An 18404-nucleotide genomic window follows, 5' to 3' on the forward strand; every position below is an offset into this window, starting at 1 on the left:
GGTCACTGACCGCACCATGCCACTGTTAGCACTGTGAAAAAACAAAAGCAACAGCGGACGCTTTGAAACCCACAATCAACAACTACGCGACCCGCTTAAATCATGATCCACGGGTAGCTTATTTCTAGCACACCACCATCGCACGCACCTAGCGAACATGATGTGAAAACGATGCATACAATATGAGATTATTCAATGAAAAATCTCATATTGTGATTCGCTTTTCCAATATCTCTCATTCGCTTAAATGCTAGCGACTGGAAAACATCCAAAAAACACTTAAGCTACCTTTGCATTTGCCTGGTGCTGAGCTATACCTGCCGGAACATATTCGACTACTTTTTTATAGAAGGCCGCCTGCAATTCGGCATGGTTTACGACGCCATCAGACCGTGACGGCTCAGGGAAAAATCGATCATAAAACACTGTTTTTAACTTAAGCTCTTCAATATTACCAATCTCAAAAAACTGATACTGTTTACGCAAACCAAATTTCATATAATCAATGAAAGCAAAATTCCTTGAAACAATCACTCTTTTCGAGAGTTCTGACACTTCACTGCAGATAGCGGAAGCTTCCTGACCTACTTCTCGATAGGGAAGCCATGAACAGTCTACCCCAGCCACTGCTCGGTAGAGAGAACGATCATCAACGCTGCCCATGAAAAACACTCGATCCAAAACCTTGAGTTTCTTTGCCATGCTCAGCAAATACTCAATTTGGGAACTGTCTGAGTTTTTGATCAGGTTTGGGTGCAGGCCTGAAAAGATTAAAAGCTTATAATTTCTCGGCATCCTATCGATACATTGAATCGCATAATCAAACCCTTTGTAATGGCCAAAGAAGCCAAACACACCAATTAGCTTTACATCTTTATCAAGTACCAATTTATCCAGGAGCTCTTGCCGACATTCCTCATAAACGTACTGGTTTTTTTCTGATTCGCTTGTATAGCAAAGCGGGTGGCAATGGACATTTGATAACCGGAACCGTTGGCTCAAAATTTCTTTGGTCGTTTCGGTATGGACGATTATCTTTATATTATTTTTCTTAACAAACTCGAACAAATGCAGTTCAGCCTTGGCCGATCTGGTGGAACGCAGGCTATGCAGCAACGTCTTGAAAGCACTCTTCGGCGAGGTCATCCACCTAAACAAAGAGGGCATATCGGTATCAGCGGAAGTAGACCGATTAATAACTGTGTGCAACGTCAACGTAGAATTCTTATTTGACGAAAGAATTTTCTTTATACGCTCTACAGAAACCCTTATATCATCTGAAAAAAGACTATACTCACACTGCACCGAGACAGCGTCAAAGCTTTTCAGCTGCTCACAAAGTGTTTCTATAAATCGATCAGAACCTTCTTTTGTAGCACCGAAACTCAGCTTCAATTCGTGCCGTGGCAATTCAAAAACTGTAACCTCATCGGTCACAGACAAGTTCTTTTCGAGAATTTCTGAGAAACGAGCAATACCGCATTCTATTTTGTACGTTGAAACAATAGCAATCTTCATGCACAAGCACCTATTTTATAGTCTTCAACAATTACCCCATGCTCAAGGCGTACGCATCGATTGCATGCTTCCTCAATAAGGTCAGGAGAATGCGATGCCAATACTAGTATTGCCGCATTTTCTGTCATTTCTTGCAAACGCTTGTTAGCCTCTTCTTGAAACTTTGCGTCCCCTACTCCCAACCACTCATCCATGAGAATAATATCGGCGGGGAATGCGGTAGATATGGAAAACCCCAAACGTACAAGCATACCCGAAGAGTAGGTCCTGATGGGCAATTTAAGATAGTCACCAAGCCCGGAAAACTCTGCGATATCTTTGACCGTTTTTTTGATTTGCTTCGGAGACACGCCCATTATTACGCCGCGAAGAAAAATATTCTCATAACCGGTGGCTTCCATCTCCATACCCAACGTGAGGTCAAGCAGTGATGTTATTTTTCCAGAACACGAGATATTGCCGGCGGTAGGATAATACACACCCGCAATGACTTTGAGCAGGGTACTTTTTCCTGACCCATTATGACCGAGCAAACCTATTTTCTCGCCCGACTTTATAGACAAATCTATATTGTCCAACGCCCGAACGCTTACATGCTTGGTATTGCCGCCTACACTCCCACCCGTGACCCAGGACAATGCGTCTTTCTTGAAAGATCGTCTTGATACGTCAAGAATAGGATAGTCAACAGTGACAGCTTTAATTTCTATATAAGACATATTTTAAAGCCAGTAAGGTATTTTTTTACGATTTACGAAAACTGCTAAAAAAGCAGCAACCCAGCAAACCGCACCAAAAAAGAATACTATTTCCGCAGAATTCAAGGGGAAATATCCTTTGAGCATAGGCTCGCGAACCACATCAATAAAATAATTAAATATATTGTATTTAATGACTACTTCCAGCCCGGACAATTGTTCTGCGTGCCACATAACAGGGGTGACAAAAAACAATAGCTGCAAGCCGCTTGCAATCATGGGAACCACATCTCTATAGCGAGCGCAGAGCACAGCAAGCAACGTCACCAAAGGCGTTAAAGAAAAAAGAACAAGCATCACCCCAAATATTGAAACGAAAAACCCGTAAACCGTTAGGTATCCGTACCACATCAAAAGAGGGATTAATATTACCCAGCTGTGCAGAAACACTATGAAATTACGAAACACAATGCGGACCACATGCGTCATGTAAGGTAAGTTAATTTGCTTTATGATGCCCGCTGCACTAATTAATGAATTCGCCCCTTCACTAATCAAGCTTGTTATGAACGTCCAAACAATGATCCCGGTGGCTAAATAGGGAAGGTACTCCTGAAGGTTAAGCCCTAATAGTCTCGAGTAAACCGTCCCCAGGCCAGCGACAAAAAAAATGGAGGTGAGTGTTATCCAAAAGGGGCCTATTACTGACCGCCTATACCGGCTCTTTACGTCTTGCAATGAGAGTAAAGACCATGTATAACGCCCGCCAAAAAATACATTCAGCTCACGTAAAAAAAAATCTATCAGGTTCACCTTGCTCTCCACACCAGTATCATTTTATACCCTCATATGCTGCCTGCAGACAGGGAACTCCTCTACCTTTCCAATCCAAAGCATTTCGCAGGCTCTCGTTTAAGACGCTGAAGCACCTGAGGTTTCACAGATATTTGAGCTGCTTGAGGGAGCCTATGTTACCGACCTGCGCGGTCGTCAGGAAGATTTACTACGCTTTTGGACCAAACGCACAGGGTATCAGACGCCCCCCAAAAGAGAATACTGAAAAAAATCTCATTGTTATAGGAGGGCATTACTGATGCACACCGCAGATTATCGCCGTGAGCGGATGACTGTGTCTGCACCGAATGAGCGGAGCAGAAACGCTACCGGCTTTTGAGCACACGCTCCGAGTGGCTCGGAAAGGTCTGGAGAACGAATGATCTATAGCCTTGATGAAGGTTTATCAACAAGGTGGCATGTCAAGCACTCAGCGGAGCTGACCCCACTCTTGACAGCAACCTGCACGCCTAGACACGTCAAGAAACCAATGTCTGCCGCTGCATGCTGGCGCTCTGCAAATACAACACGCCTAAAGACTCCTGATCGCTCGTCGATATCCCTTCTGCAAAGCCGCATAATAGTCGTATCTACGCCTCCCAACCTGTATCATTCTGCAGTTGCGTATGGCGAAAGGCCCGGCGAAATTAGCCTTTGACACCTATTCTTTGATGGAGTTAAAAAATCTAGCATGAAAGCAATCATTACCGGCATTACTGGTCAAGACGGCGCTTACCTGGCTGAGCTGCTGCTCGAAAAAGGCTATACCGTTTACGGCACCTACCGCCGTACCAGCTCCGTCAATTTCTGGCGTATAGAAGAGCTCGGGATTCAGAACAACCCTAATCTGCATCTCGTCGAGTATGACCTGACTGACCTGTCTGCCAGCATTCGCTTGCTGCAAACCACTGGCGCTACTGAGGTCTACAACCTCGCGGCACAAAGCTTCGTGGGTGTGTCGTTCGAACAGCCGTTGACCACTGCCGAAATCACCGGCATTGGGGCGGTCAACCTGCTGGAAGCCATCCGTATCGTCAACACGAAGATCCGCTTCTATCAGGCCTCGACTTCCGAGATGTTCGGCAAGGTCCAGGAAATCCCGCAAGTAGAGAGCACTCCATTTTACCCACGCAGTCCGTATGGCGTCGCCAAGCTCTACGCTCACTGGATGACCATCAACTACCGCGAGTCGTACGACATCTTCGCCACCAGCGGCATCCTCTTCAACCACGAGTCACCACTTCGTGGCCGTGAGTTCGTTACCCGCAAGATCACCGATTCGGTTGCCAAGATCAAACTGGGCCTGATCGAGTCGTTCGAACTCGGCAACATGGACGCCAAGCGCGACTGGGGTTTTGCCAAGGAGTACGTCGAAGGTATGTGGCGCATGCTGCAGGCTGACGAGCCGGATACCTTTGTACTGGCGACCAACCGCACTGAAACCGTACGTGACTTCGTCAGCATGGCGTTCAAGGCCACTGGCGTGACCATCAAGTGGGAAGGCGAAGCCGAGTCGGAAAAAGGTATTTGTGAAGCGACTGGCAAAGTGCTGGTTTCGGTCAATCCGAAGTTCTACCGCCCTACCGAGGTGGAACTGCTGATCGGTAACCCTGCGAAAGCCAAGGACGTTCTGGGCTGGGAGCCCAAGACCAACCTGGAAGAACTGTGCCGCATGATGGTTGAAGCGGATCTGCGTCGAAATGAAAAAGGCTTTTCGTTCTGATGAGTATTGCCGGCAAGCGCGCCCTGATCACCGGAATCAACGGCTTCACGGGCCGCTTCATGGCGGCCGAGCTTGCCGCCCAGGGCTGTGAAGTCCTGGGTGTCGGCAGCCAGCCTTCCGACAGCCCTGGCTACTATCAAGTGGATCTGGCAGACGTGGCCGGTCTTCGCACGCTGCTGGCAGACACTCAGCCGGATATCGTTGTGCACCTTGCGGCGCTGGCATTCGTCGGGCATGGCGCAGCGGACGCGTTCTATCAGGTCAACCTGATAGGCACCCGCAACCTGCTTGACGCCATTGATGCCTGCGGCAAGGTGCCTGACTGCGTGTTGCTGGCGAGCAGCGCCAATGTCTATGGCAATGCTTCATCCGGCATGCTGGATGAAACAACTCAGCCTGCGCCGGCCAATGACTACGCCGTGAGCAAACTGGCGATGGAATATATGGCCAGCCTTTGGCATGCCAAACTGCCCATCGTCATTGCCAGGCCGTTCAATTACACCGGCGTCGGGCAGGCAGAAAACTTTCTGCTGCCCAAGATCGTTTCGCACTTCACACGCAAGGCCAGCACTATCGAGCTGGGCAACCTTGATGTGTGGCGTGACTTCAGCGATGTGCGTGCGGTTGTCAGTGCCTACCGTGGCCTGCTGGAAGCCTGCCCGGTGGGACAGACGATCAACGTCAGTTCCGGTGTGACGCACTCGCTACGTGAGGTGATCGACATGTGCAGAGAGATCACTGGTCAGCATATAGACGTTCAGGTAAACCCTGCGTTTGTCCGGGCCAACGAGGTCAAAACCCTGTGTGGTAACAACGCTCGCCTGCGAGCGCTGGTCCACGACTGGGAGACCCCGCCGCTTCGCGAAACCCTTGGCTGGATGTTGCGTGCCGATTGAATCGTTGGCAGTTACAAAATAAGGCCTGTCTACCCGGTAGACAGGCCTTTCCTTTTTAAACACCCTTAAAGCCCGTGGTGAAAGACTCAGCACGCATGGCTGAATCAGGCAGACGATGATCAAGGTTCTTCACTTCTTCAAAACCTACTACCCGGACACGACAGGCGGGATAGAACAGGTCATTTTCCAGCTCGCACAAGGCTGCCGGGCTTTCGATGTGGAAAGTCAGGTGCTGACGCTAAGTCCGTCTCCCTCCCCCGCTCGCCTCCAGGTCGGCGACCATCAGGTCACGCGGGTGAAGGAGAACTTCAATCTGGCGTCTACCGGCTTTTCCGCCAGGGTCTTCAGTCAATTTAGGGAAATGGCCGCAGAGGCTGATCTGGTTCACTTTCATTTTCCGTGGCCATTGATGGATCTTGTGCATTTCGCCACTGGTCATGGCAGACCGACGGTGCTCAGTTATCACTCGGACATCATCAAGCAGCGCACATTGCTGAAGCTGTACGGCCCGCTGATGAACCAGTTTCTCAAGCGCATGGACCGCATTCTGGTGGCCTCGCCCAATTACTTGCGGACCAGCGAAACCCTGAAGCCTTTCGCTGACAAGACGGTGGTCGTTCCTTACGGGCTTGATCAGTCGGCGTATCCGCTGGTCCCGAGTCAGAAGCGAGTAGAATGGCAGCAGCGTGTGCCCGCCAGGTTCTTCCTGTTCGTCGGTGTGCTGCGTTATTACAAAGGCCTCCATACCTTGCTCAGTGCTCTGGAGGGCGTTGATTACCCGGTGGTTATTCTGGGTGGCGGGCCTCAGGAGGCAGAGCTCAAAGCGCAGGCCGAGAAGCTGCAGCTACGCAATGTGCTGTTTCTCGGCCGACTGGATGATGAAGACAAGGCGTGCCTGCTACAGATGTGTTACGCGCTGGTCTTCCCTTCCCACTTGCGCTCGGAAGCGTTCGGTATCTCGCTGCTTGAAGCGTCGATGTATGGCAAGCCGATGATCTCCTGCGAGATTGGCACGGGCACTACCTACGTGAACATTGACGAAGAAACCGGCCTGGCAGTACCACCAGAAAATCCGCTGGCCTTGCGCGAAGCGATGCGTCGCTTGTGGGAAGCCCCGGACGAAGCTTCAGGTTTCGGGAAAAACGCTTTTGCACGGTTCCAGCAGCTATTCACTGCCGAGCGAATGTGCGCGTCAACCGTGCAGGTTTATCAAGACCTGCTGAAGTGAATGCCTCTCGCGCCATTCAATGAAAAGGCCCCATCATCGGGGCCTTTCAATGATAGCGCGATGCATCACCCCAACCGGAACCGCGCCGTATTGTCATTCAACGCCCGGCTGCCCTGGCTCAGGGTATCCGCCGCCTGATTGACCGCTCGCGCACCTTCGAGCAAACGCCCGGCTGCCTGATCGACCTGCTGGATGTTGCTGCTGACCTCGTCGGCGGTCGAGGCTTGTTCTTCCACGGCCGTCGATATTTGCGCCAGCGTATCGGCAACGCCCTGCACTGCCGTGGCGATTTCGCCCAGACGAACACCCAGGCCGGTTACCGATTGCGCATCGTTGACGGCTTGTCCGCAGGCGGCTTCCATCAGGTTCACCGCCTGAGTCACGGTGGAGCGCAAGCTGTCGACCGTCCCGGCGATCTGAGCGGTCGAGGCCTGCGTACGTTGCGACAGGCTGCGCACTTCATCAGCAACCACCGCGAACCCGCGCCCTTGCTCACCTGCCCGCGCCGCTTCGATCGCAGCGTTGAGCGCCAGCAAGTTGGTCTGCTCAGCGATACCGCGAATGGCGTCCACCACCGATTGAATCTGTTGACCCTGCTCGCTGACCCGGCCCAGGGCAGCGGCGGTTTCGGTCAGGCGCTGATTGAGCTGCTGGATGCTGTCGGTGGTGCGCTGGCTGTCCTGGCTGCTTTGCTCGGCGATACGCCGGGTATGCCTTGCGCTTTCAGATGCCTGCTCACAGCTTCTGGCCACACCTTGAGAAGTAGCGGCCAGCTCGGTTGCTGCCGCAGCGATCTGGCTGATCTGCTGTTGCTGGTCTTCGACCTCGGTCAGCGTCCCGCTGGACTGGGCATTCAGCGTTAGCACTGCATCGCCGACGCGTACGGTCTCCTGATTGACGCCCAGCAGGCTGGTACGCAGCTGCACAACCGCGACATTGAGCGCCCTGCTGATAGCGGCAAGCTCGTCACGCCCCTGCACAGCCACTTCGACACACAGATTGCCGTCACGCATGGATTCAGCCAGCGTGGTAATGCCGCTGGCGCTGTTACGAATCGAGGATTGCAGGCAGGCGAACAGATAGATAGCCATGATCACCAGAACACAGAAGATCACCGCCATCGGGATGAACTCCATATTGGAGGTTTCATGGTAGTAATCGAGGCGACCATTGAGCGCATCAAGCGACTGCCTGCGCAGATCCGCCGTACTGCCGGTCAAGGTGTCGATGCTCTTTTCAAACTCTTCCGGCTTGAGCTTGATGCTGCCGCCAAAAACCCCGTCATCAATGACCTTCAGTTCGGTTTCCAGCACTTGCTTGACCGCAGCGTACTTGTCGGCCCAAGGCTGCAACTGCTCGGGGAGTTTGGATAACAGCAGGCTGGCAGCCTTCTGCATCTGATCCTTGGAGTCATCGATACGACCGCGCAGATCGCGCATCTGCAAGCGGCTCTGCAGGCTGAACTGACCCGACGCCACCGACGTCTGGCCCACACTCGACAGGCGGCCGATACGCTCGATCAGATCCGGTACTTGCTGGGTGGAAAGCTGCATGAGCATGTAGGTTTCAAGCCACGGGTCGAGAATCAACCCGCTGTCCATTGCGATTTGCTCGCGCAGCGCCTGAACCAGGTTCAGCACCGTCGTGAAGCGCTCGTAACCATCGGGCCACCAGCCCACCGTACGCAATGACGCAGTGTCCAGACCGGTGACTGCCGCCTGAAGCGCCTTGAAACGGTTCATCGTGTCGGCAGGCGCGTTTTCCCGCTTCAATGCGGCATCAACGCCCTCCAGGGCTTTGGTGATACGCGGGATGCCTGCATCGACGTTGGCCATCGCAGCCTTCGCAGCCGGGGTCGGCTCGCGCAGAATGTCGGCAGCTTTCCAGCGTGCGGCATGGTCGCGCTGGGCAGCCAGTTCAATGTTCAGATCATCAAGCGCCAGCAACTGACGCACGCCCGATTGCTCTCCGGAAATGACATCGAGCTTGTTGCTGTACTCCTTGGTGATGACCCATGCGCTGCCCGCCAGCGGCAACATGAACAGCAGGAACAAGACCTGAAACTTGCGAGCAAAACCAAAATGTCCCATCAGGCGCATGCCTGGTGACAGAAGACTGTTCATGTCCTGCGACTCCCCGTGAACACCTGCCGGATCTGAGCAAACAGAGGCGATGCTTTTTTTAAAAAAACGCTAACAGCAAAATGCCATGTTCTTGTTTCAATGGCGATACGTGTCGCCTCACATTGGTACGAAAAGCACGGCCGATGATGGGTTTTCGTACCATATGGCGCAGCAATTGACGTATCACCGACACTGAAGCAAGAACCGGACCGTACACGAGGCTGGAAAGGTTCTTTCAGGGCAGCACAATATTCATCCCGAACAGGGCACTGGAAACGTAAACTTCGGCAAACCGATTGAACCTGTCCTAGCGGTCCCCTCGTCAAGGAGGTCTTGCCATGACCACACCGCCCGCCTCACCGCGTATCGTCGCGCAACCGTCCAGGCCTCAACTGAGCGCCGGTCAGAAGAAATTCAACACGTTGATGGAAAAGCTCGAAGCCAGGCGCAAACTTCTGCAGCAATGGCTCGTTATTTCAACAACATGCGAAAAGCTCTGGGTCGAAGAGCTGGTCCCGATGCTCAGCGAGCAGGCCGAAAACGAAATTACCAAGCTGCGCTTGCTCGACGTGGCCTTCGATCAGTTCCGCCTGAGCAAGAAAGACAGAGCCACGTTACTGGAGATCATCTGTGTCATGACCATGTCGCTCATGGGCGGCGAACACGATGAAGAACTGAAGCAGCTCTACTTCAAATACACCGGCAGCGATTACGACGAGGATGAGCGCCTGCAAAACCAGTTGCTCAAGTCCTCACTGGAAGAAGAGCTAGGCGTGGAACTGGGAGACGATGTCGACCTGAACTCCATAGATGATGTGACCCAGCACATTGAAGAGAAACTGCGCGAGCAGGCCGAACAGGCGCAAAGCACCCAAAAGCCGAGGAAACCCACTGCCAGCGAGATACGCCGTGAACAGGAAGAGGCAGAAGGCAGCCAGTCATTGCGCGAAATCTACCGCAAACTGGCCAGCGCACTGCACCCGGACCGCGAGCAGGATGCCGATGAGCGCGAGCGGAAAACGGCGCTCATGCAACGGGTCAACGAAGCGTACGAAAATGACAACCTGCTGGCGCTGCTGCAGATGCAAATGGAGATCGAGCAGATCGACCAGACGCATATCGATAACATCACCGACAAACGCCTGAAGCACTTCAACCGTATCCTGAGCGAACAACTCAGAGAGCTGGAAGACGAGATCCACGACCGCAAAATGCTGATCAGGGAACAATTCCTGATGGATCCCTATGAGGACATCAGGCCCAAGACGGTCAATGCAAAATGTGCGAAGCAGCTCAAGGCCATACGTGAACACCTCGACGACGCGCAGGATGAACTGGACGCACTGACTGACCCGAAAAGCCTTAAAGCCTGGCTCAGGGATCAGCGCGACATGGCAGAGATGCTGGAGCGGGTAGAAGAATTCGATGATCTGGAGCTGCTGGACACCCTGTTCCGGTAAAAGCCCGAAAAACGTGCCTTACGCGAGGGCAGCCAGCTAACCGGTTGATCGCACGCAATTATTTTTCACAACAACGCTTGACACATATGCGTTCTCCGCGAATAATGCGCGCCACTTGGCTACATAGCTCAGTTGGTTAGAGCATAGCATTCATAATGCTGGGGTCCGGGGTTCAAGTCCCTGTGTAGCCACCAAGTACCGAATGACAGATTTCAACTGAAATCTGTCATTCAACAAGAAGCCCGCCTCGTGCGGGCTTTCTTGTTTCTGGCTGTCCACCCCTGTCTCCCCTTATACCTTCCCACCGTGTACTCCCTGTGAAAAACAGAACCAGAGCGATGAAGCGCTCCGAGATAAAGCGCCGCTCCTGCCTGATACCATCCTGGCCGGCCTTGAACCGGACACCAAGCAATACAGGTAGCAGGACGGTAATAGCCTTTATTTCCGCGTAAAACATGACGGCCACCCAGCAGGCCCGGCAAGCGACTGAACTGGAAGCGAACAATAACACCTTTGAAGCGCTCGCTAGGGAATGGCATACCTTACGCATTGCGTCGTGGGATGCCGTAACTGCAAAGCGTGTTAGGGGCGCCCTAGAGCGCCACGTATCGATGATGGCGGCCCTTGCAAACGAGCTTGATACAGTCGACGAACATATCGTGTTCGACAGCATCACTCGCAACAGAGCGCCTTCAAGATGAGTGGGACGCAGCCGCCGAGAGACTGGCAGAGATCGGTTCAACGGTTTGGTGAACTGATGCACCAAGTGGACAGGAGCGAACTGTGCATCAGTTTGGACACTGGACATGTAAGCCCGCAATGTGTTCGATTTCGTGTATTAGCCATCTGGTCTTGCGGAACGGCTGACGACGATAATCTTAGAAAAGACAGGGCAAGGAGAGATAATGGAGTCTGCGCGGAACAGAATTACCATGGATGTCGTAGACGCTGAAGACTTGTGGCTTTTGACGGAGGTCGACAAGTACGGCTACATCTGTCGAGGTTGTGAGCTGACGGTTTACCCGGCCTCCTATCTGAAGACAAATTTGCAGCGCCCCCATTTTCGAAGCCCCCACGGCAAGAAGCACATGCAGGGCTGCGATATTGAAGGTGATGAAAAAGCCGTCGCAAGTGGAAAAAAAGGCTCTGTGCGCAACAAGCTAGAGACAAGCTCCGCTTTGTCTCCGGCGCGCCTGGTCCTTAGGGATGAGCGACCGATTGTTGATCCCATTGCTTCACCGCTGTCATCGGGGGCGACCAGGTCTGGCGGGACGGGCTCATCAGGCAATGGAGAGGCGCGTCCTCAGGGACGTAGATCCGCGCAAAGCATTAGACGGATCTGCCGCGCTTTCATCAACTTCCCATACGACCGGGACCTCTCGCTGGAAATACCTGGGGTCGAGGCAACGACCTACCAGCACGTGTTCAAAAAACTTAGAGGCAAAGGTATCGAGCACCTACCTTCACAAAAAATCTTCTACGGCGAGCTCAGTTGGGCCAGGGCTGAAGATGATGAGGACAACCTTCTAATAACCCTATCAGCCGGGGAATGGGGAACGGATGCTAAACGGTACGTTCAACCATATAAAGTCCAGATTTCCTGGGCCGATTGGTCGAACGCAAAGCGTACTATGGTGACAAATGAACTTGAGGTAGTTCGGCAGGAGGGTATAGATGCCAAGAAAGACGGTAGCAAGGACCGGCCTTACATCTTTTTCCTAGGCCATCAGGATGAGGGGGACCCATCGATTTTTCATGTAGATGATCATCGCTTGATCTGCGGGCTGCTGGCGACCATGACTTACCCACCCCGGGGCTAGCTGGGAGCGACTGCAAAATCTGATGGTGCGTACTGGGTCAGCGAACCATAAAGCCCGTCAAAATAAAGGCCTAAAGGCTCGAATACAAATGACTGTGTACCACCAAGTACCGAATGACAGATTTCAACTGAAGCCTGTCATTCAACAAGAAGCCCGCCTCGTGCGGGCTTTCTTGTTTCTGCCGTACCAAAATGGGATGTCAGGTGCAGCATCATTTGCAACTGAGATGCGCTCAGAGCTGGACGCATCTCGGAGACAATCGTCGTCCGAGCTACGCATGCGAACCGCAGCAAGCAAACATCGCAGTGTTCTTATTTTTTCAGGAGCTTTCTGCCAAGCTTGTAACTGCCCCAGCCGATTCCACCGAGAATAGCTGCACCGCCAACAGCGCAAGCAACAATAGGGAGTACCGCAGTGCCCGCCGCCGTGCCTGCTATGGCCACCACGCCACCGGCCATTCCTGTCCCGCCCGCAGCGATCGCGCCTCCCCCCGCCGCCGCAATAGTTGCCGTTGTCGCTGCTGCTGATGCCCCGGCAGCTACAGCTGCGGCCGCTGCTGCTTCTGCTGCCGCAACGCCTATTACACCTACGCCATAAGCGGCTCCAAGACCTGCACCAGCTGCAGCGCCTACACCCACAGCAGCCACTTCACCAACCTGTTCCGTCTTCATGTAGTTTCGCTGCCCATCATCCAAGATTGAATTGCAATATTAATGCAGGCAATATGATATCACCCAGCAAAAAATCGCTTTCAACCATCCACGCCACGATTTGGCTTGCTCACGTTTCGTGGCGCGTAACAGAGTAGCCAGCTGCCATACCGAAATGAAACGTCAGCCTCCCTGTTCCTGAAGGCTCCTGATGCGAGCTGCTCAGTAATTGGAATACCCTTCCACCAAGGATGGAAAAAATGAAAATAATCCATGCAATAGCGATTCTTATCCTCGCCCTAACTGGTTGCGGTACAACTACCACCACCTCCGCCCCGCCCGGCCTGTGGTATGCCGAACGCGAGGTGCCCGATCAATTTCACTACAGTGTTTACGTGTTGTTTCAGGATGACGCCCACTTCCAGTGGTGGCGCACCAGAGAGGACATGGAAACAGTCTTGAAACGAATAGATTACTACAAACATGAACACCCGGGCTGGGATCATCCGACTGCATATAGCCGTCAGGGCAATGAGCTAACGGGTGAACGAAAATTCGTAACCCCTGCTAGCGCCAGCATGCTGGCTAATACATTCATTCAGAAGTTTTCTGGTCGCTTTGATGGTGACACGCTTGAACTGACGATCAAGAGCTATACGATCATGAGCGTGGAAATGGGGGCGGACGATATGATGCCGCCGCCGACTACGGTAATCAAATGGCCACTAAAGCGTTTAGGGCCTCCGCTTGAGAAATAATCCTGGCGGGATTTAGCTTGCAGCCATGCGAATGAGGTCTATGACGGGATTATTTTTCGATCCGGCATCGACTGACCGGCACGCAGACAGGGTTAAAGTCGGGCCAATTGTCCGAGCGCATGATAGATAGCCCGGGGCATCTGGCGTGACATACAAATAGGTAGTCTTAAGGACGCTCGGCAATGATGGTGAATATCTTTGATCTTCTTGAGCTCCTCAGAATTTTCGAGCTTCTGGACTTTTGGAAGGATGCCAGGGACGCGCCCGAAGGGACGACGCTGCATCGGTGGAGATATGTTGTTCAGGGTCTTATTCTGCTGATCGCAGCCTCCGTAGTGCTTGGACTGCCGCTATGGTTATTGGCGCTGTATTTCAAGCCGTAGGCTGGGCGCGCCGACAGCCCCTCCTGGAGGTGATAGATTGGAGAGCGTGTAGAAAGTATCAGCCAGCAAGGTCCGATATTCAGGCCCACACGAGGCATGTTCACCGACTGACTACAGACCTCTGCCGGAACGCCTACTCCAGAACCGCACTCACATCGCCTTCCAGCATGCTCGCCACCCTGATGGCAAGCGACTCCAGTGTGAAGGGCTTCGTCAGGAGCTGCATATAGGGGCCGAGAAAGTCAGCCCTGGTCAACGCGCCCTCCGCATACCCTGTCAGAAATAAAACCGGCAGGCGCGGCCTGAATTGTTGGAGAATTTCGGCCAGTTGACGACCGTTCATTCCTGGCAACCCGACATCCGTGAGCAGAAAGTCAACTTTTTCCAGGTCGTTGAAAACCCTCAAGGCCTCTTCGCCGTCACGTGCGACGTGAACCCGGTATCCAAGCTCCTCCAGAACCTCTTGGTTGATCAAACGCACAGAGTCGTCATCTTCGACCAGAAGAATAACCTGGCCCTGCCCCGTGCTGAATTCCGGGGAAGTAAACGGTGGGTCCGATTCAACTTGCTTATGTTTGGGCAAACAGATTGAAACAGTCGTTCCGACTCCGACTGTGCTTTCGATTGAAAGACGTCCATTGCTTTGATTGGTAAACCCATAAACCATCGATAGTCCCAAGCCTGTGCCTTGACCAATAGGCTTGGTTGTGAAGAAAGGCTCGGTTACCTTATCCAGCATATCCTTGGGAATACCATGCCCTGTATCGCGCACCTGCACGCACACATGCCGTAAAGGGTCGTCCTGATCGTCCTGTTCCACGCACGTAGCAATGGTTAACTCACCGCCATGCGGCATGGCGTCTCGCGCGTTGATCACCAAATTGAGTACGGCGTTTTCCAATTGGTTGGCGTCTGCAAAAATCCAGGGATCTTCGCGACTCAAATCGAACCTGATAATGATTTTTTCATTGACTGTTTTCTGCAGCAGGTCGGCAAGAGCGTTGATGAGTTTATTGACCGACACCGCTTTTTCATCAAGGGACTGGCGTCGGGAGAACGCCAGCAATCTATGAGTGAGTGACGCGGCCCTTTGGGCTGAAACGAGTGCGGCGTCCATGAATCGCTCAACGCCCTCAAATCGCCCCCGGGCCATTCGGAGCTTGATCAGATCAAGCGAGCCGATCACCCCGGTCAGCATATTATTGAAGTCGTGAGCGATTCCGCCGGTCAATTGACCTACGGCTTCCATCTTCAAGGACTGTCGTAACTGCTCTTCGGCGCGGGCTCGCTCTTCACTCTCGGCCTTGAGCTGCTCAACCGCAGCGTTCAGCTCTTGCGTTCTGGCTTTGACTTGAACCTCTAGTTCTTCATTGAACCTGCGTAAATTCAGCTCAGCCTGTTTTTCATCGTTGATATCGACGATGACGGAGGCCGCACCAATTATGTGGTGCTTTTCGTCATACAGAGGCACAGCACTGACACGCATCCATGACTCCCCACCTCCATCCTGGCGATGATAAAAGTCCACGCCGGTTGCCGCATCCCCTCTCAATGCTCTGGCGCCTGGGAACATGACGGGCTCCAGACGCTGACCTTGCGCATCGAGCCCTACCCACCGTGCGGCACCATCTGGCTGCCTGGAAGGGATCACATTCTCTGGCACATATTGGCGATACAAAGGATTGCTCACCAGGGAGGTCCCTTGAGTGTCCATGAAGCACACTCCAACCGGGATGTTTTCGAGCAGGATCTGCAACCGGGTTCGTTCTTCAGCCAATTGAATGAGACTTTGGCGCATCTCGAACTGACGCTCACGTGCTCGCCAGGCTGCGGCGATCGCGCTCAATAACGAGGCCGAGCTGAGAGGGCGCTCCAGAACGATTACATGTCCTGCCGATTTTGGCAGCCTGCGCCTGGCCATCTCGGTGTCTCGCCCAGAACGCCCTTTATTCGACGCGAGCAAGATGACAGGGATCTCCGACCATCCCGGTTGCAGGTCCAAAGCGTTTCCGAAACTCAGCACATCCCCGGAAAGGCTCTCTTCCGTGAGTATCACCAGGCCGGTGCTTTCACCCAGGGCAATTGAAAGCGAGGTCAGGTCGTGGTGGGCTTGAACGGGGTAAATATCGCCGAGCAGTTTACCAAGGCTGATCGCATCGCCCTTGAACGGCGCCACAACCATCAGGGTCTTGCTTTCAGATAATTGTTCAGTCGCCACGCTTTCGCTCTTCCATCAGCGGAAGGTTGGCACCGAAATACTCTGGAGTACCCGTCAAGACGCCGCGAAAATCGACTAATGGTGCACCGACACGAATACCCTTGGAGTCAATCCGGAGTTCGCGAATCGCGTCCTCATGGGCTCCGGTACGGTGTTTCAGAACAGAGATGGCTTTGCGCAGACGCCCTTGCGCCTCGAAGAAGCGAATGAGGATGACAGAGTCCGCGACATAGGAAATATTCAGGTTGGTTGACATCGACCCTACCAGACCATGCTGAGGGTTGATCAAGAAAGTAACGACACCCAGTTGGCTCAGGTATGAAAGCAACTCGTGCATCTGCAAGATCAGTTGCTGTTCCTGCGGCATCGCCGCCATGTAGCCGTTAAGGCTATCAACAACGATCATGGTACTGCCGCGCTCTTCGACCTCTGTGCGAACCCGCCACGCAAATTCCCCGGGAGAAATCTCGGCAGGATCGATTTGTTGAATGAGCAACTGACCGCTCGATACGTGGCGACTTAGCTCCATGCCCATGCTGTCCGCCCGGGAGATCAACGTAGCGATGCGCTCATCGAATTCGTAGATGGTGCATTTTTCACCTCGTGCGCAGGCTGCCGCCAGATAGGCAAGGGTTACGGTGGTCTTTCCAGAGCCAGCAGGCCCTGTGACCAAGGTACTGGTTCCCCTGAGCGGGCCACCGACCAACAAGTCATCCAGTTCCTTCACACCGCTAGGCACAGGCTCCGCTTTGAATGGGACATGGTGAGTGGCCGCAATCAACCTCGGATACACCTCCAACCCGCCTCTGCGAATCGTGAAGTCGTGAAAGCCTGCAACGAAATCAACGCCTCGTAGTTTTTGCACCTGAAGTCGTCTGCGGGCAGCACCGAAATCCAGCGTCAGTCTCTCAAGCGTGATCACACCGTGGCATAAGCTGTGAAGATGGTTATCTCGTTCACCTGTGGAACTCGTGAGATCGTCCACAAGCAGGACCGTGATATCCCGACCTGCAAAATATTGCTTGAGCGCCAACACCTGGCGACGATAGCGCAGAGGATCCTGAGCCAGAAGCCGCATCTCGGAAAGGCTGTCGAAGACTAGCCGCCTGGGCTGAAGCTTATCGACTCGCTGCTGAATAAGCTTGATGGTATCGCCCAGCTCCGCCTCCCACGGATGCAGGATAGACTGCTCGTACTCATCGCCCAGCACTTCCTCCGTTGAGGAAAACTCGAACAAATCAATGCCGTTTAATGACCAGCCATGTGAGTGAGCGACGCTTTCAAGCTCTTCGCTGGTTTCTGAAAGCGTGATGTACAAGACAGGCTCGCCGGCCTTGACCCCATCGAGCAAGAACTGGAGACCCAGCGTCGTCTTGCCTGCTCCAGGCGTGCCCTCGAGTAAATAAAGCCTGTTGTTTGGCAGACCACCTTTAAGGATCGAGTCAAATCCGGCATTGCCAGTTGAGACAATCGGGCGAGGTAGCTTCATTTTAGCCTCAAGGAATAATGTGAGAGCACGTGCAGGCCCTGCAGTATGGGGCTCCCCTCAAAGCTGCGCCATTGGCAGATGAACCTTTTTCAAAATAAATTGAACTTTAAGCGAAAAAAGATTTCGTCAATTAAAATCGATAGCTCTCGTGAATATGCAATGACGCTATATTCCGCAGTTTATTCGCACTGTCGGTGCTTAAGCTGGAAAGCTGAATCAGCGCCTTCAACGTCGTCTGCCTGGTCTATGCTCGAAAATGATGGTTCATGAGGGGCCAGCATTTTTCACAAGGAGCAAAGCATGCGCAAACTCGTACTCTCAATGACTGCCGCTCTCTTCCTCGCTGGCGCTGTGGTGCCCGCGGCCTTTGCAGAGAGTGAGCTGGAAAAGGGCGTCCGACACGATAACCGTGAGCTGGATAAAGGTGTTGATCATGACGCCAAACAAGTGGACAAGGGCGTCAAGCACGATGCTGACGAGGTCGACAAAGGTGCAAAGCATGATGACAAGGAGCGTCACAAGGCTGACAAGCACGTCGATAAAGAGGTTAAAAAAGATCTGTAAAAAAGCCTGCCACTGAGCAGGCTTTTATAGTCGGACGATGTG

Annotated in this window: 15 protein-coding genes, 1 tRNA gene and 1 pseudogene; 10 read left to right on the plus strand and 7 right to left on the minus strand. The window is 53.0% G+C overall.

Annotated features, from left to right (window positions below):
• Positions 1-279 precede the first annotated feature (279 nt).
• The 3 genes from RYC17_RS19530 to RYC17_RS19540 are packed head-to-tail and all read right to left on the minus strand — an operon-like array spanning position 280 to position 3029.
• Positions 280-1518 (minus strand): hypothetical protein, encoded by a 1239-nt coding sequence (locus tag RYC17_RS19530; RefSeq protein ID WP_122281295.1) that lies wholly within the window; start codon positions 1516-1518, stop codon positions 280-282.
• Positions 1515-2237 carry an ABC transporter ATP-binding protein gene (locus RYC17_RS19535; RefSeq protein WP_058408005.1) on the minus strand — a complete coding sequence of 241 codons (723 nt, stop codon included), beginning with the start codon at positions 2235-2237 and terminating at the stop codon, positions 1515-1517. Before RYC17_RS19535 ends, RYC17_RS19530 begins: the two co-directional genes overlap by 4 nt.
• Before the next feature lie 3 nt (positions 2238-2240).
• Positions 2241-3029, minus strand: a complete 789-nt coding sequence (locus tag RYC17_RS19540) for an ABC transporter permease (protein ID WP_160329159.1) — start codon at positions 3027-3029, stop codon at positions 2241-2243.
• A gap of 712 nt (positions 3030-3741) precedes the next feature.
• On the opposite strand from RYC17_RS19540, the gene gmd reads away from it, so the two are divergent.
• The 3 genes from gmd (at position 3742) to RYC17_RS19555 (ending at position 6897) form a co-directional block, all read left to right on the plus strand.
• Entirely contained in the window at positions 3742-4773 is a 1032-nt protein-coding gene (gene gmd / locus RYC17_RS19545) for a GDP-mannose 4,6-dehydratase (RefSeq protein WP_122281293.1), read from the plus strand.
• Positions 4773-5669 (plus strand): GDP-mannose 4,6-dehydratase, encoded by an 897-nt coding sequence (locus tag RYC17_RS19550; protein ID WP_316904170.1) that lies wholly within the window; start codon positions 4773-4775, stop codon positions 5667-5669. The genes gmd and RYC17_RS19550 overlap by 1 nt, the downstream gene beginning before the upstream one ends.
• Positions 5670-5784: 115 nt before the next feature.
• Entirely contained in the window at positions 5785-6897 is a 1113-nt protein-coding gene (locus RYC17_RS19555; RefSeq protein ID WP_316904172.1) for a glycosyltransferase family 4 protein, read from the plus strand.
• 65 nt (positions 6898-6962) lie between these two features.
• Here the strand turns inward: RYC17_RS19555 and RYC17_RS19560 are convergent, their stop codons facing one another.
• The gene (locus tag RYC17_RS19560; RefSeq protein ID WP_058400551.1) at positions 6963-9020 is read right to left on the minus strand and encodes a methyl-accepting chemotaxis protein; all 2058 of its coding nucleotides are present in this window, start codon (positions 9018-9020) and stop codon (positions 6963-6965) included.
• 338 nt (positions 9021-9358) lie between these two features.
• On the opposite strand from RYC17_RS19560, the gene RYC17_RS19565 reads away from it, so the two are divergent.
• The 4 genes and pseudogenes from RYC17_RS19565 to RYC17_RS19580 all read left to right on the plus strand — a co-directional run bounded on the left by RYC17_RS19565 (position 9359) and on the right by RYC17_RS19580 (position 12300).
• Positions 9359-10480: a J domain-containing protein gene (locus RYC17_RS19565; protein WP_316904174.1), complete on the plus strand. Its 1122-nt coding sequence runs from the start codon at positions 9359-9361 to the stop codon at positions 10478-10480.
• Positions 10481-10597: 117 nt separating this feature from the next.
• Positions 10598-10674, plus strand: a tRNA-Met gene (locus tag RYC17_RS19570).
• A gap of 144 nt (positions 10675-10818) precedes the next feature.
• Positions 10819-11088 (plus strand): annotated as a pseudogene (locus RYC17_RS19575) (integrase); the annotation flags it as partial.
• Positions 11089-11412: 324 nt separating this feature from the next.
• Complete coding sequence (locus RYC17_RS19580; RefSeq protein WP_144439779.1) at positions 11413-12300, plus strand: hypothetical protein; 888 nt, start codon at positions 11413-11415, stop codon at positions 12298-12300.
• 311 nt (positions 12301-12611) lie between these two features.
• On the opposite strand, the gene RYC17_RS19585 is transcribed toward RYC17_RS19580, so the two are convergent.
• Positions 12612-12971 (minus strand): hypothetical protein, encoded by a 360-nt coding sequence (locus tag RYC17_RS19585; RefSeq protein WP_058400546.1) that lies wholly within the window; start codon positions 12969-12971, stop codon positions 12612-12614.
• A gap of 239 nt (positions 12972-13210) precedes the next feature.
• Here RYC17_RS19585 and RYC17_RS19590 point away from each other — a divergent pair, with 239 nt between their 5' ends.
• Together RYC17_RS19590 and RYC17_RS19595 are read left to right on the plus strand one after the other, a co-directional pair.
• Entirely contained in the window at positions 13211-13708 is a 498-nt protein-coding gene (locus tag RYC17_RS19590) for a hypothetical protein (RefSeq protein ID WP_058400545.1), read from the plus strand.
• Positions 13709-13890: 182 nt separating this feature from the next.
• Positions 13891-14091, plus strand: coding sequence for a hypothetical protein (locus RYC17_RS19595; protein WP_058400544.1), 201 nt, complete (start codon positions 13891-13893; stop codon positions 14089-14091).
• Positions 14092-14224: 133 nt separating this feature from the next.
• Here the strand turns inward: RYC17_RS19595 and RYC17_RS19600 are convergent, their stop codons facing one another.
• Positions 14225-16309, minus strand: a complete 2085-nt coding sequence (locus RYC17_RS19600) for an ATP-binding protein (RefSeq protein WP_316904176.1) — start codon at positions 16307-16309, stop codon at positions 14225-14227.
• Positions 16299-17798, minus strand: coding sequence for an ATPase domain-containing protein (locus tag RYC17_RS19605; protein WP_058400542.1), 1500 nt, complete (start codon positions 17796-17798; stop codon positions 16299-16301). The genes RYC17_RS19600 and RYC17_RS19605 overlap by 11 nt, the downstream gene beginning before the upstream one ends.
• Before the next feature lie 300 nt (positions 17799-18098).
• On the opposite strand from RYC17_RS19605, the gene RYC17_RS19610 reads away from it, so the two are divergent.
• Positions 18099-18362, plus strand: a complete 264-nt coding sequence (locus tag RYC17_RS19610; RefSeq protein WP_058400541.1) for a hypothetical protein — start codon at positions 18099-18101, stop codon at positions 18360-18362.
• The last annotated feature ends 42 nt before the right edge of the window (positions 18363-18404 follow it).

The organism is Pseudomonas syringae group sp. J248-6, assembly GCF_032586995.1.
GTDB lineage: Bacteria > Pseudomonadota > Gammaproteobacteria > Pseudomonadales > Pseudomonadaceae > Aquipseudomonas > Aquipseudomonas amygdali.

Excerpts from the sequence above, each read along its gene's own strand:
- RYC17_RS19585 (WP_058400546.1), bottom strand. The coding sequence starts at position 12,971 with ATGAAGACGGAACAGGTTGGTGAAGTGGCTGCTGTGGGTGTAGGCGCT.
- RYC17_RS19555 (WP_316904172.1), top strand. The coding sequence starts at position 5,785 with ATGATCAAGGTTCTTCACTTCTTCAAAACCTACTACCCGGACACGACA.
- gmd (WP_122281293.1), top strand. The coding sequence starts at position 3,742 with ATGAAAGCAATCATTACCGGCATTACTGGTCAAGACGGCGCTTACCTG.
- RYC17_RS19610 (WP_058400541.1), top strand. The coding sequence starts at position 18,099 with ATGCGCAAACTCGTACTCTCAATGACTGCCGCTCTCTTCCTCGCTGGC.
- RYC17_RS19530 (WP_122281295.1), bottom strand. The coding sequence starts at position 1,518 with ATGAAGATTGCTATTGTTTCAACGTACAAAATAGAATGCGGTATTGCT.
- RYC17_RS19580 (WP_144439779.1), top strand. The coding sequence starts at position 11,413 with ATGGATGTCGTAGACGCTGAAGACTTGTGGCTTTTGACGGAGGTCGAC.
- RYC17_RS19595 (WP_058400544.1), top strand. The coding sequence starts at position 13,891 with ATGATGGTGAATATCTTTGATCTTCTTGAGCTCCTCAGAATTTTCGAG.
- RYC17_RS19550 (WP_316904170.1), top strand. The coding sequence starts at position 4,773 with ATGAGTATTGCCGGCAAGCGCGCCCTGATCACCGGAATCAACGGCTTC.
- RYC17_RS19560 (WP_058400551.1), bottom strand. The coding sequence starts at position 9,020 with ATGAACAGTCTTCTGTCACCAGGCATGCGCCTGATGGGACATTTTGGT.
- RYC17_RS19535 (WP_058408005.1), bottom strand. The coding sequence starts at position 2,237 with ATGTCTTATATAGAAATTAAAGCTGTCACTGTTGACTATCCTATTCTT.
- RYC17_RS19590 (WP_058400545.1), top strand. The coding sequence starts at position 13,211 with ATGAAAATAATCCATGCAATAGCGATTCTTATCCTCGCCCTAACTGGT.
- RYC17_RS19565 (WP_316904174.1), top strand. The coding sequence starts at position 9,359 with ATGACCACACCGCCCGCCTCACCGCGTATCGTCGCGCAACCGTCCAGG.
- RYC17_RS19605 (WP_058400542.1), bottom strand. The coding sequence starts at position 17,798 with ATGAAGCTACCTCGCCCGATTGTCTCAACTGGCAATGCCGGATTTGAC.